Below are 12,978 nucleotides of genomic sequence, written 5' to 3'. Positions count from 1 at the left end.
GGACGATCAATCGACTGAAGCAGTCCCGGGCCGTTGCCACGCGTTACGACAAGCGCGCATACGTGTTTCACGGCACGATCACCCTCGCCTCGATCAGGCTGTGGTGCCTCCCAGACCGCTACCGCACGGAGCCGTAGAGCCGGGCTCCCCGGCCAGTGGCAGTGCGGGCCAGAGACGCCAGCTCAGCAAGGTGGCTAACGGCCTCGCCTTCCTCGACGAACTCCCCATCGACCCGCCGCAGGTGCGACCACTTACGAGCCACATCTTCAAGTCGCAGCGGATCCTCAGCCGCGAGCAGGGCCTGGAGCCGCTTCGACATCACGAAGACGTAGCAGCCATCGTTCGTGATCTCAGTCAGTACCTGCGGCTCGCCGGCCCGCATGAGCTCTTGCGGACTGTCTCCAGTGAAGAGGCTCTCCCACTCGACTACAGCATCCGCAGGATCGTAGATACCCACAGGAACGATCTTGAACGCTGGGCGCGGACTGAAGCCCTTGACCGCAGCCGCCGACTCGTCATCAGGCGCGATGAAGAAATCTGCCCACTCATCCACTCCCGCATCATGCCCGGTACTCAGACCACATGACCAGCAAGATCCGCCGGACAGGTCCTAGCGGCTACGGCCCGGACAGCATTGACGGGTGCCTTCCTCGGTGCTGTCCGCCAAGCGTCGACGATGCGCTGCAACACCCCGCCGGAGACCCTCCGCCCGACCAGAGGGCCGCTGGCTTCCGGGCCCGGCATGGCTGGTCCCCTTTCGAAACGATGACCTGGGGGTGCCACTGGGCCCCGAGAGACGCCGTCGCGATGCCTTCCTAGATCAACCACCGTCCTATGGGCAGATCATCGAGTCGTTGCGCGCTACCGTGATAGGTCGGTGACCGTACGTGTGGAGGAGGGGGACGGTGCCACAGTTCAACGCCCGCAGCAAGGCCATCAACCCCAGCGCTTACAACGCGTTGGCCGATGCACTCTGGTTGATCTACTGGAACAAGGACCACTTTGAGGGCTACATCCGGGGCATGTTGCAGGACTATAGCGAGCTGCTAGCCCGGCTCGACTTCAACCGGACGAAGCGTGAGACAGCCTGGCAAGTAGTGGAACTTCTGCGTGCCAATGAGGCCCGGTACCTCGACGTAAGCGTGGCACTCATGCTCGACATCGCCGCCATGGACCGGTTCCCGAACCTTGAGCGGCAGGTGGACGGTGCCGAGAAAGTAGTCAAGGCCAAGGCAGCCGTTGCGGAACTGCGGCGCTGGACCGGCAAACAGCAAGAGGTTATCAAGGAGCATGAGGCCCATGCTGCGGCCATCGCCGCGAGTGCCAAGCAGGCCCAAGACAATAGAGCGTTTGCCGAGGCCCATGAAGACCTGAAGCAACAGTTCTTCGTGATGCACTCCGCCACGGACCCACACCAGCGGGGGACGGCTTTCGAGGGCTTCATCAACGAACTGTTCGCGCTGTACGACCTGGAGCCGCGGGCGTCATACAGCCTGAAGCACGAGCAGATCGACGGCGCCTTCATCTACGACACTGACCACTACGTCCTTGAGGCCAAGTGGTGGAAGGAAGCCATTGGTCGGCCGTTGCTCGACGTCTTCAAGAGCAACATCGAGCGCAAGGGAAAGAACACGCTCGGCCTGTACATAAGCATGAGTGGCTATACGGCCGATGCGCTGGCCGTCTACGGCTACAGCACACCGTTCATCGCCATGGACGGCACCGACTTCATGGCCGTCTTGGACCAGCGCATCCGACTGGACGAGCTGATAGCCCGAAAGAGGAAGCACGCCAGCCAGACCGGCCATTGCTTCCTACCGGTCTCGGAGATCTTCTTTGGGTCTGAGTGAGCGGCCCCAAACTCTGTCCGCCCCTATGACGGCGACGAGTTGGTGCCGATACTGCCTGTCATCGAGTCGCGTCATCGCCCCGCCGGCGCGGCTTGGTGCTACTGGGCAACAGCTACCGCGGGGCCGGGCCAAGAACCTCCGGCTCGTCTACTTGGAATGTCAAGGCCAGTATCACGCGGGCGATGGCGACCGCTCCGGCGCCAGGCGAGCGGCTCCGTGACAGAACGAGCAGGAGTAGACGGTTGCCTCGGGGGTTCAAACCCCTCGGACCCACTCCACCTCGGAATGCACAGCCGAAGAGCCGCCAGGCTGCGGCAGGGGCGTTCGCTGCGTCTCTCGCACGATCCCCTGCCGCACACTCCGAGTGCCGAGCGCCCGTAGGACGGCAGCCGTCTCTTCCTCGTTGCCGTCCTCCAAGGCCTCCACGATCCGCCGCAACGCCTCACTCACGTCAGTGCGCGTGTCCGCTGGTCGGGGTGTCCTTCTTGACCGTCAACGGCAGCAACTTCTTGCCGCTGTTACTTACTTGTGGCCAAGTATCCATCTGCGGGCACACCCCGCAGTCGAAGCAGGGCGTCCAGCGGCAGTCCTCGACCTCTGTCTCGTCGAGGGCGTCCTGCCAGTCCTCCCAGAGCCAGTCCTTGTCCAGGCCCGAGTCGAGATGGTCCCAGGGGAGGACCTCCTCGTAGGTGCGCTCGCGGGTGGTGTACCAGTCGACGTCCACGCCGAAGGGGGCGAGGGCCTTGTCGGCGCAGGCCATCCAGCGGTCGTAGGAGAAGTGCTCGCGCCAGCCGTCGAAGCGGCCGCCGTCCTCGTAGACGGCGCGGATGACGGCGCCGATGCGGCGGTCGCCGCGGGAGAGGAGGCCCTCGACGATGCCGGGCTTGCCGTCGTGGTAGCGGAAGCCGATCGAGCGGCCGTACTTCTTGTCGCCGCGGATCTTGTCCCTCAGCTTCTCCAGGCGCGCGTCCGTCTCCTCGGCGGAGAGTTGCGGCGCCCACTGGAAGGGGGTGTGGGGCTTGGGGACGAAGCCGCCGATGGAGACGGTGCAGCGGATGTCGTTGGAGCGGGAGACCTCGCGGCCCTTGGCGATGACCTTCGTCGCCATGTCGGCGATCTGGAGGACGTCGTCGTCGGTCTCGGTGGGCAGGCCGCACATGAAGTACAGCTTCACCTGGCGCCAGCCGTTGCCGTAGGCCGTGGCGACGGTCCGGATGAGGTCGTCCTCCGAGACCATCTTGTTGATGACCTTGCGGATGCGTTCCGAGCCGCCCTCGGGGGCGAAGGTCAGGCCGGAGCGGCGGCCGTTGCGGGTCAGTTCGTTCGCCAGGTCGATGTTGAAGGCGTCCACGCGGGTGGAGGGGAGGGAGAGGCCGATCTTGTCTTCCTCGTAGCGGTCGGCCAGGCCCTTGGCGATGTCGCCGATCTCGGAGTGGTCGGCGGAGGAGAGGGAGAGCAGGCCCACCTCCTCGAAGCCCGTGGCCTTGAGGCCCTTGTCGACCATCTCGCCGATGCCGGTGATGGACCGCTCGCGGACCGGGCGGGTGATCATGCCGGCCTGGCAGAAGCGGCAGCCGCGCGTGCAGCCGCGGAAGATCTCGACGGACATGCGCTCGTGGACCGTCTCGGCGAGCGGGACGAGGGGCTGCTTGGGGTAGGGCCACTCGTCGAGGTCCATGACGGTGTGCTTGGAGACACGCCAGGGCACGCCCGACCTGTTGGGGACCACGCGGGCGATACGGCCGTCGGGGAGGTATTCGACGTCGTAGAACGCCGGGATGTAGAAGGAGCCGGTCTTCGCGAGGCGGAGGAGGACCTCCTCGCGGCCGCCGGGGCGGCCCTCCGCCTTCCACTCGCGGATGATCTTCGTCATGTCGAGGACGGCCTGCTCGCCGTCGCCGATGACCGCCACGTCGATGAAGTCGGCGACGGGCTCGGGGTTGAAGGCCGCGTGACCGCCGGCCAGCACGATGGGGTCGTCGACCGAGCGCTCGCGCGACTCCAGGGGGATGCCGGCCAGGTCCAGGGCCGTGAGCATGTTCGTGTAGCCCAGCTCCGTGGAGAAGGACAGGCCGAACACGTCGAAGGCCCGCACGGGGCGGTGGCTGTCCACGGTGAACTGGGGGACGTCGTGCTCGCGCATCAGCGCCTCGAGGTCCGGCCACACGCTGTACGTGCGCTCGGCGAGGACGCCCTCCTGCTCGTTGAGCACCTCGTAGAGGATCATGACGCCCTGGTTGGGCAGGCCGACCTCGTACGCGTCCGGGTACATGAGTGCCCAGCGGACGTCGCAGGCCTCCCACGGCTTGACCGTGGAGTTGAGCTCTCCGCCGACGTACTGGATCGGCTTCTGCACATGCGGGAGCAGAGCTTCGAGCTGCGGGAACACAGACTCAGCGACCTGGGAGGCGGCGGCTTCGGCAGGCATCTCGCGGACCTTTGTGAGGTGGCTGGGGGGCGCCCCCGGCCGGTGGCTGGGGGAGGGTGACCATCAAGCCTAACCCGGTCGGCGGCCTGCCCCGTACGCCCGGATCACAGGGGTGCCTCGGCCTTGATGTTCTCCCAGGCGTCCGGTGCCCCGGCCTCGACCGCCGCCGCCCGCTGTTCCTCGCGGCCGTACAGCAGCCCGTAGGTGAACGCGCTCTCCCCGGCCGCGTGGGCCACGGCGGACAGCTCGCGCAGCGTCACGCGGGCCATCACGCTGTCCTGGTGCTCGCCGAGCATGCTCTGCAGGGACTTCATGGCCTTGGTCGTCGTCCTGGCCGGTTTGCCGAGGGCGGGGTCGGCCGCCTCGGCCGCGTAGCGGGTGCGCTTGGCCTTCTTGCGGGCCTCGTGCAGGCCGAGGTCGCGGTCGTGGCCGGGGGGCTGGGCCATGGCCGTCTCGATCAGGTCGGTGACCTTGTCGAAGTCTTTGTGTACGGCCTTGGCGAGGACCTTCGCGGGGTCGCCGGCGGCCGCCTTCAGCAGGGGCGGGTCGGCGGCCAGGGCGTCCAGGGTGTCGAGGAGCGTCAGGTAGCGAGCCGAGTCGAGGACGCCGAGGAGCCGGGCGCGGGAGCCGTGTGCGCTCGCCTCGGCCCAGTGGTGCAGGCGGTCGTGGACGGGGCCGTGGACGAGGGCGGGGGGTACGTCGGCGAGGGCGGACAGCAGGCGTTCGGCGAGGACCTCCTGGTCGCGGCCGACGCCCAGTTCGCCGGCGAGCCATTTCAGCTCGTCGGCGACGGGGTCGGTGACCTGGCGGTCGAGGACCTTGCGGAAGGTGCGGAAGGTGCTGCGCAGCCGGCGGGTGGCGACCCGCATGTCGTGCACGCCCTCCTCGGTGTCCAGGCGGACGGCCGGGTCGAGTTCGACGATCGCGTCGCGCTGGGCGCGGACGTAGGCCATGACGTGGTCGCCTGCCGTGACCGGCGGGGTCGTGCCGGTCTTCGGCGGGCGGGGCTTGCCGCCCTTGGTCTCGGCCAGGGCGCGGGCCAGTTTCGACGCGGACTTCGAGGGGCGCACGCCCGCTTTGCCGAGTCGTTTCTCCACCTTGTCGAGGAAGGCGGGGTCGCCGCCGTCGGCGAGTTCCACCTCGATCTCGGTCCACTGTGCCCTGCCCTCGCCGCCGAAGAGCCGGTCGGCCCGGACGCGGTCGACGCTCACCTCGGCGAGCAGGGCGCCGTGGGCGTCGACGAGGTGCTGGATGTCGCGGGTGGTGCGCAGCCGGACCACCGGGACCAGACGGCCCTCGCGGACCCGGGAGCGGGTCAGGGCGGCGAGTTCGCCGGGGAGCGTGTCGGAGAGGGGGGCGTGGATCTCGTCCCGGACGCCGGGGGCGACGGGGAGTTTGAGGTGCCAGCCGGCGTCGGTGCCTCCGCTGCGGCGGCGCAGGGTGACCTTGGCCGAGGCCAGGCGCAGGTCCGAGGTGTCGTGGTAGGTCGCGTCGAGTTCGGCGGTGCCCTTGTCGACGACGTTCGCGACTCCGGCGACGCCGGTCAGGTCGGGCAGGCCACTGTCATCGGATTCATACTTGCGCTCGATTTCACGCTTCGTGTCCGCCATGAGTTGAATCTAGTGCGGGGGCCGCCGCAGGGGCAGGGGCCAATGCGGGTAAATCAGAGGAATAACGGATGGGAATGAGAGGTGAACACGCCGGGTGGGCGTGTTCACCTCTGCGGGTTCCCGGGGTGCGGCCGGCTATGCCGACATCGGCCGCTGCACCCTGATCGACTGCAGCAGCCCCACCGCCACCCACACCGCGAACATCGACGAGCCGCCGTACGACACGAACGGCAGCGGAAGGCCGGTGACCGGCATGATGCCGAGGGTCATACCGATGTTCTCGAACGCCTGGAACGCGAACCACGCCACGATCCCCGCCGCGACGATCGTGCCGTACAGCTCGGTCGTCTCGCGGGCGATACGGCAGGCGCGCCACAGGACGACGCCGAGGAGCAGGATGATCAGGCCCGCGCCGACGAAGCCCAGCTCCTCCCCCGCGACCGTGAAGACGAAGTCGGTCTGCTGCTCGGGGACGAACTGGCCGGTGGTCTGCGAGCCGTGGAAGAGACCCGCGCCGGTCAGGCCGCCGGAGCCGATCGCGATGCGGGCCTGGTTGGTGTTGTATCCGACGCCGGCCGGGTCGAGGCTCGGGTTGGCGAAGGCGGCGAAGCGGGCGATCTGGTACTCGTCCAGGATGTGCAGCTGCCAGATGGCGACGCAGCCGATCACGCCGGCGGTGAGCAGGCCGAAGACCCAGCGGTTGGAGGCGCCGGAGGCGAGCAGCACGCCGAGGATGATGGTCACCATGACCAGGACCGTGCCGAGGTCGGGCATGAGCAGCACGACAAGGATCGGGACCGCGGCCAGGCCCAGGGACTGCAGGACGGTGCGGTGGTCGGGGTACTTCTTGTCACCGGCGTCCACCCGCGCCGCCAGTATCATCGCCATGCCCAGAATGATCGTGATCTTCACGAACTCGGCGGGCTGCAGCGAGAAGCCACCGCCGAAGACGATCCAGTTGCGGCTGCCGTTGATGGTGGCGCCCAGCGGGGTGAGCACCGCGAGGATGCCTAGCAGGGAGAGGCCGTAGAGGATCGGTACGGCGTTGCGGAGCTGGCGGTGGCCGACCCAGATGGTGCCGATCATCAGGGCGAGCCCGATGCCCATGTTCATCAGGTGCCGGACCAGGAAGTAGTACTGGTCGCCCTGGTTGATCTCGGTGCGGTTGCGGGTCGCCGAGTACACCAGCACCGAGCCGAGCAGGGACAGGGCGACCGCCGCCAGCAGCATCGGCCAGTCCAGCCGGCGGGTCAGCGAGTCGCGGGCGAAGACCCTGGTCCAGCCGGGGCGTGCCGGGCCGTACCCGGAGACGGAGAAACTGTTGACGCCGGTCATGTGAGCATCCTCCGGCTGCCCCGCCTGCGCGGTCGCCTGCGGGTGGTGCGGTTGCCCGCGGACGGGGAGGCCGTGGTGGCGGCCGGGGTCTGTCCGTTGCCGGTGGTCTTGTCGCCCTGCTGGGAGAAGACCTGGAAGTCCTTCGCGGGGTCCTTGGAGATCTTCGGGGAGTCGATCGTGCCGTCCGTGCGGACCTTCGGCAGGCCCTGCTGCGGGGTGTAGAGCAGCGCCTTCGACTTGTCGACGGAGCCGTCGGCCGCCACGCCGTACAGCGCGCTGTAGATGTTGCGGACCGCCTCACCGGAGGCACCGGAACCGGTACCGGCCTGGGAGATGGTCATGATGACCGTGTAGTCCTTGCTGTAGGTGGCCAGCCACGACGTGGTCTGCTTGCCGTAGACCTCGGCGGTACCGGTCTTGCCGTGCAGGGCGATCTTGTCCTGCGGCCAGCCGCCGAACTTCCAGGCCGCCGTACCGCGCGTGATGACGCCCGCGAAGGCCTCGTCCATGCCCTTGATGGTGGCCTGGGTGACCGGCAGCTTGCGCACCACCTTGGGCTTGATCTCCTGGACGGTCTTGCCGTCGGCGCTGATGATCGCCTTGCCGATGGTCGGCTGGTACTCGGTGCCGCCGTTGGCCACGGCGCTGTAGATCATCGCCTCTTGGAGAGGCGTGACGAGGGTGTCGCCCTGGCCGATGGAGTAGTTGATCTCGTCGCCCTCGCGCATCTTGTTGCCTTCGAGGCAGTTCTCGTACTCGATCTTCTGGACGTAGGTGCCGTCCTTCTTCCCGGACTTGCACCAGGCGTCCTTGTTGGCCTTCCAGTAGTCGATCTTCCACTGGCGGTCGGGGACGCGGCCGGTGACCTCGTTGGGCAGGTCGACGCCGGTCTCCTTGCCGAGGCCGAACTGGTGGGCGGTCTTGAAGAAGTAGTCCTTCGGCTGGCCCGGCTTCGGGTTGATGCCGCCGTCCTTCTTCCACTCGCGGTCGGCGAGGCCGTAGAAGACGGTGTCACAGGAGACCTCCAGGGCGCGGCCCAGGGAGATGTCGCCGAAGTTCTCGCCCTCGAAGTTCTTGAAGACCTGGCCGCCCACCGAGTAGGAGCTGGTGCAGGGGTAGCCGCCGTCCCAGGCGTAACCGGCGTTGACCGCGGCGGCGGTGGAGACCACCTTGAACGTCGAACCGGGGGCCGCCTGACCCTGTATGGCCCGGTTCAGCAGCGGGTAGTCGGAGTCCTTGCCGGTGAGGGCCTTGTAGTCCTTGGCGGAGATGCCGCCGACCCACGCGTTGGGGTCGTAGGTCGGGGCGGAGGCCATGGCGACGATCCGGCCGGTCCTGGCCTCCATCACGATGACGGCGCCGGAGTCGGCCTTGTAGTTCTCGTGGGTGATGCTGTCGTACTGCTGGCGGGCGGCCTTCATCGCCTTGTCCAGCTCGTTCTCGGCGACCCGCTGCACCCGGGAGTCGATGCTGGTGACCAGGTTGGAACCGGACTGGGCGGCATCGGACTTGGCCTTGCCGATGACGCGGCCGAGGTTGTCGACCTCGTAGCGGGTGACACCGGCCTTGCCGCGCAGTTCCTTGTCGTACTCCCGCTCCAGGCCGGAGCGGCCGACCATGTCGGAGCGCAGGTAGGGCGAGGAGGTGTCCTTGGCCTGCTGGATCTCGTCGTCGGTGACCGGGGAGAGGTAGCCGAGGACCTGGGCGGTGTTGGACTTGCCGGGGCCCGGGTAGCGGCGCACCGCCTCGGGCTCGGCCGTGATGCCGGGGAAGTCCTCGGAGCGCTCGCGGATCTGCAGGGCCTGCTTGGCGGTGGCCTCGTCGGTGATCGGGATCGGCTGGTACGGCGAGCCGTTCCAGCAGGGCTGGGGGGTCTTGGCGTCGCAGAGGCGGACCTTCTGCATGACCTCCGTGGGGCTCATCCCGAGGACGCCCGCGAGTTTGGTCAGGACCGCCTTGCCGTCGTCCTTCTGCTTGAGCAGGTCGGTGCGGGAGGCGGAGACGACCAGCCGGGTCTCGTTGTCCGCGAGGGGGACTCCGCGGGCGTCCAGGATCGAGCCGCGCACGGCGGGGTCGACGACCTGCTGGACGTGGTTGCCGGAGGCCTCCTTCTGGTATTCCGCGCCCTCGCGGATCTGCAGGTACCACAGGCGGCCGCCGAGGGTGCCGAGCAGGGAGAGGACGAGGATCTGGATGACGACGAGCCGGATCTGGACCCGTGGGCTCCGACCGGTCTCGGGAATGTTGGTCACTGGGCTGGCTCCCCCTCTCCCTGCACACCTGCGCCTGCGCGTACGAATGATGAACGACGGACCTGTGAGGCCGCGTTCCGCCCCGGTGCACCCTTTCGGGTGAACTGCCCCGTGTTCACAGGCGCTTGACCCCCTTGATGCGGCCGACCCGGACGGTGCGGGTGCGGACCTTGGCCTTGAGGCCGCCGAAGCCGCCGCGCCGGCCGCCGATGCGCATTCCGGTGCCGGAGGAGATCCAGCCCGCGGAGATGTCGCCCGCCCTGCCGCCGGAGTTGGCCTCCGTCAGCGGGTCGTTGTCGGCGCGGCGGGCCAGGGCCATGACGCCGGGGACCACGAACGGGGCGAGCAGCAGGTCGTAGAGGCCGGCCGTGACCAGCAGGCTGGTCATGCCGACGTGCCGGGCGGCGGTGTCGCCGACGAGGGCGCCGACGCCCGCGTACAGCAGGGTGGAGCCGATGGCGGCGGCGACCACGACGAGCATCGGGCCGGTCGCGGACTTCAGGCGGCCGTTCTCCGGCTTGATGAGGCCGGCGAAGTAGCCGACGACGCACAGCACCAGGGCGTAGCGGCCGGCCGCGTGGTCGGCGGGCGGGGCGAGGTCGGCGAGGAGTCCGGCGCCGAAACCGACGAGGGCGCCGCCCACATGGCCGTACACCATGGCGAGGCCGAGGACGGTGAGCAGCATGAGATCGGGGACGGCGCCGGGCAGGTGGAGGCGGGCGAGGACGCTCACCTGGATGACAAGGGCGACGACGACCAGGGCGGAGGAGAGCAGGATCCGGTTGACACGCATGGGGGATTCGCTCCTACTGCTGCTGGTTGTTGGTGCCGGTGCCGTTGGGGCCCGCGCTCGCGCTCGCGGACGGGGTGACCGTGACGGTCACCGTCGGGGTCGGGGTCGGCCTGGGCTTGGCCGGGAGCACCTCGTCACGTGGGTCCTTCTTCGGTGCCTCGACGACCACGCCGACGACGTCGAGCTTGGTGAAGGACACGAACGGCGTGACGTACAGGGTGCGGGTGAGGCCGCCGTTGGACGGGTCGACGCCGGTGACGGTGCCGACCGGGACCCCGGGAACGAACGGCTTGTCGTTCTGGGAGCCGAAGGTGACGATCCGGTCGCCCTTCTTCACCTCGGCCTTGCCGTTGAGGAGTTCGACGCGCAGCGGGCGGTCGCCCTGCCCGGAGGCGAAGCCGAGTTCGTCGCTGCCCTCCATGCGGGTGCCGACGGTGAAGTCGGGGTCGTTGGCGAGGAGCACGGTGGAGGCGTCCGGGCCGACGGTGGTCACGCGGCCGACCAGGCCGTCGCCGTTGAGTACGGTCATGTCCCGCTTGATGCCGTCGTTGTAGCCGACATCGATGGTGATGGTCCAGGAGAAGCCCTGCGCCGACCCTATGGCGATGACCTGGGCGCCCTTGATGCCGTACTGGCCCTCGGCGGCGATGTTCAGCATCTTGTCGAGCTGCGCCAGGCGGCTGCGGTTGCGGTCGCCGCTGCCGAGTTTCGCCTTGAGGGTCGCGTTCTCCTTCTCCAGCCGGGCCAGCCGGTCGTGCCGCTCTCCGGAGTCACGGATGGCGGAGACGGCGTTTCCGACCGGGTCCACCACCGTCGACGTGCCGTTCTCGATCGGGCCGAAGACCGCGGCCGCGGCCTGCCGGGCGCCGTCGACCGGGGAGTTCCTGCCACCTCGGATGTCCACTGTGATCAGCGCGAACGCGATGGCGATCAGCAGCACCAGGAGCAGCCGGCTCTCTTTCGTGTCCCTCACGTGCGGCGGCCGTGCCTTCCTCGATAGGAACTTGCGGGGCTTGTTGCGAAAGCTTGTGGAGCATGTGGGGGGTGCGGGGAGGCTTGTCGGTGTGGGGAGCTCGCCCTGGGCGAGCCTATGCCTCCATATCAACGATCCGCCGCACGAGGGGAGATCATCTCGTACGGCGGAATCGAAGAGTTACGTCATCTGCGCGGCTGGGCGTCCAGGACCTGCTGGAGCGCCTCGAACTCCTCGACGCATTTGCCGGAACCGAGCGCCACGCTGTCCAGCGGGTCCTCGGCGATGTGGATCGGCATGCCGGTCTCGCGGCGCAGCCGCTCGTCCAGACCGCGCAGCAGCGCTCCGCCGCCGGTCAGAACGATTCCCCTGTCCATGATGTCGCCGGACAGCTCCGGCGGGCACTTGTCGAGGGTGGTCTTGACGGCGTCGACGATCGCGTTGACGGGTTCCTCGATCGCCTTGCGGACCTCGGCGGCGGAGATGACCACGGTCTTCGGCAGCCCGGACACCAGGTCCCGGCCGCGGATCTCGGTGTGCTCGTCGGAGTCGAGTTCGTACGCCGAACCGATGGTGATCTTGATCTGTTCGGCCGTCCGCTCACCGAGGAGGAGGCTGTACTCCTTCTTGATGTGCTGGATGATCGCGTTGTCCAGTTCGTCGCCGGCGACGCGGATGGACTGGGCGGTGACGATGCCGCCGAGCGAGATGACCGCGACCTCCGTGGTGCCGCCGCCGATGTCCACCACCATGTTGCCCGTGGCCTCGTGGACCGGCAGGCCGGAGCCGATGGCGGCCGCCATGGGTTCCTCGATGATGTGCACCTGGCGGGCACCGGCCTGCGAGGACGCCTCGATGACGGCACGGCGCTCGACTCCGGTGATTCCGGAGGGCACGCACACGACGACCCGCGGGCGGGCCAGATACCGTCGCTTGTGGATCTTCAGGATGAAGTAGCGGAGCATCCGCTCGGTGATCTCGAAGTCGGCGATCACGCCGTCCTTCAGCGGGCGCACGGCGACGATGTTGCCGGGCGTGCGCCCGATCATCTTCTTCGCCTCCGCGCCGACCGCCAGGATTCCACCGGTGTTCGTGTTGATCGCGACAACGGACGGCTCGTTGAGTACGATCCCGCGACCCCTGACGTACACCAGCGTGTTGGCGGTCCCGAGGTCGACAGCCATGTCACGGCCAATGAACGACATTGAGTTCCCCATCAGGATTCGTCTGGCCTTCCCGGGAGCTTTTGAGGGCATTTCAGGTCGGCGAAGTGGGTGCTGTGGCGTGAAGGCTTACATCGTAGACGCGCCTGCACGAACACTGCGCGAGGGTCTTCGCCATTGTCAGCACGTACCGAGCCGCCTCGCTTGTGGAGACGGGCCAACGGGGCCACTCGTTCCCCCGATCGGCACGCATATGCCGAGGGACGGCCGAAATCGTCCGGCCGTCCCAGGTCATGCAGCCCACTGGACTGACGCCTCGTCAAAAACGTCCACGAAAACTCCGTACGGGCCCGTTCCAGGGCCCCGGAGAGGCTCGGGCCTGTCTGACAATTCCCGTCTGCCGCGCGACGCCATGCACGCTCCCCCAGAGGGGGTACCCCCACTCGCCGCACCGGGCGCGGACCCGAGTACGTCCAGTACGAGGGCCCACGCCCGGCACGCCGAGAGCACGCACCTGACGCCGCGAGGCCGCCCTTCGGGCGACGACGGGAATGGTCAGACAGGCGCTAGGTCC

At 68.1% G+C, this 12,978-nt stretch carries 9 protein-coding genes; 1 reads left to right on the top strand and 8 read right to left on the bottom strand.

Going from position 1 to position 12,978, the window contains the following annotated elements:
• Positions 1 to 118 precede the first annotated feature (118 nt).
• Entirely contained in the window at positions 119 to 553 is a 435-nt protein-coding gene (locus tag LQ326_RS13295; protein ID WP_234535968.1) for a hypothetical protein, read from the bottom strand.
• 352 nt (positions 554 to 905) lie between these two features.
• Here LQ326_RS13295 and LQ326_RS48280 point away from each other — a divergent pair, with 352 nt between their 5' ends.
• Positions 906 to 1,850 (top strand): restriction endonuclease, encoded by a 945-nt coding sequence (locus LQ326_RS48280; RefSeq protein WP_234535966.1) that lies wholly within the window; start codon positions 906 to 908, stop codon positions 1,848 to 1,850.
• Positions 1,851 to 2,301: 451 nt separating this feature from the next.
• On the opposite strand, the gene LQ326_RS13285 is transcribed toward LQ326_RS48280, so the two are convergent.
• The 7 genes from LQ326_RS13285 to LQ326_RS13255 all read right to left on the bottom strand — a co-directional run bounded on the left by LQ326_RS13285 (position 2,302) and on the right by LQ326_RS13255 (position 12,446).
• Positions 2,302 to 4,278, bottom strand: a complete 1,977-nt coding sequence (locus LQ326_RS13285) for a TIGR03960 family B12-binding radical SAM protein (RefSeq protein ID WP_234535964.1) — start codon at positions 4,276 to 4,278, stop codon at positions 2,302 to 2,304.
• A gap of 104 nt (positions 4,279 to 4,382) precedes the next feature.
• Positions 4,383 to 5,888, bottom strand: a complete 1,506-nt coding sequence (locus LQ326_RS13280) for a CYTH and CHAD domain-containing protein (protein WP_234535963.1) — start codon at positions 5,886 to 5,888, stop codon at positions 4,383 to 4,385.
• 135 nt (positions 5,889 to 6,023) lie between these two features.
• On the bottom strand, positions 6,024 to 7,223 hold the full coding sequence (gene rodA, locus LQ326_RS13275; protein ID WP_234535961.1) for a rod shape-determining protein RodA: 1,200 nt from the start codon (positions 7,221 to 7,223) through the stop codon (positions 6,024 to 6,026).
• Positions 7,220 to 9,475 carry a penicillin-binding protein 2 gene (gene mrdA / locus LQ326_RS13270; protein ID WP_234535960.1) on the bottom strand — a complete coding sequence of 752 codons (2,256 nt, stop codon included), beginning with the start codon at positions 9,473 to 9,475 and terminating at the stop codon, positions 7,220 to 7,222. The genes rodA and mrdA overlap by 4 nt, the downstream gene beginning before the upstream one ends.
• Positions 9,476 to 9,590: 115 nt before the next feature.
• On the bottom strand, positions 9,591 to 10,268 hold the full coding sequence (gene mreD, locus LQ326_RS13265; RefSeq protein ID WP_234535959.1) for a rod shape-determining protein MreD: 678 nt from the start codon (positions 10,266 to 10,268) through the stop codon (positions 9,591 to 9,593).
• Between the two features lie 13 nt (positions 10,269 to 10,281).
• Positions 10,282 to 11,241 (bottom strand): rod shape-determining protein MreC, encoded by a 960-nt coding sequence (gene mreC / locus LQ326_RS13260; protein WP_234535958.1) that lies wholly within the window; start codon positions 11,239 to 11,241, stop codon positions 10,282 to 10,284.
• A 185-nt stretch (positions 11,242 to 11,426) separates the two neighbouring features.
• The gene (locus LQ326_RS13255; protein WP_046734341.1) at positions 11,427 to 12,446 is read right to left on the bottom strand and encodes a rod shape-determining protein; all 1,020 of its coding nucleotides are present in this window, start codon (positions 12,444 to 12,446) and stop codon (positions 11,427 to 11,429) included.
• Between the last annotated feature and the right edge of the window lie 532 nt (positions 12,447 to 12,978).

Origin of the sequence: Streptomyces shenzhenensis (genome assembly GCF_021462265.1) — a bacterium.
GTDB lineage: Bacteria > Actinomycetota > Actinomycetes > Streptomycetales > Streptomycetaceae > Streptomyces > Streptomyces shenzhenensis.
The sequence above is the reverse complement of the archived record's forward strand: the minus strand, read 5'-3'. Positions and strand labels throughout refer to the sequence as shown.

Coding starts and splice junctions, on each gene's coding strand:
- LQ326_RS13285 (WP_234535964.1), bottom strand. CDS start 4,278: ATGCCTGCCGAAGCCGCCGCCTCCCAGGTCGCTGAGTCTGTGTTCCCG.
- LQ326_RS13280 (WP_234535963.1), bottom strand. CDS start 5,888: ATGGCGGACACGAAGCGTGAAATCGAGCGCAAGTATGAATCCGATGAC.
- rodA (WP_234535961.1), bottom strand. CDS start 7,223: ATGACCGGCGTCAACAGTTTCTCCGTCTCCGGGTACGGCCCGGCACGC.
- mreD (WP_234535959.1), bottom strand. CDS start 10,268: ATGCGTGTCAACCGGATCCTGCTCTCCTCCGCCCTGGTCGTCGTCGCC.
- LQ326_RS13255 (WP_046734341.1), bottom strand. CDS start 12,446: ATGTCGTTCATTGGCCGTGACATGGCTGTCGACCTCGGGACCGCCAAC.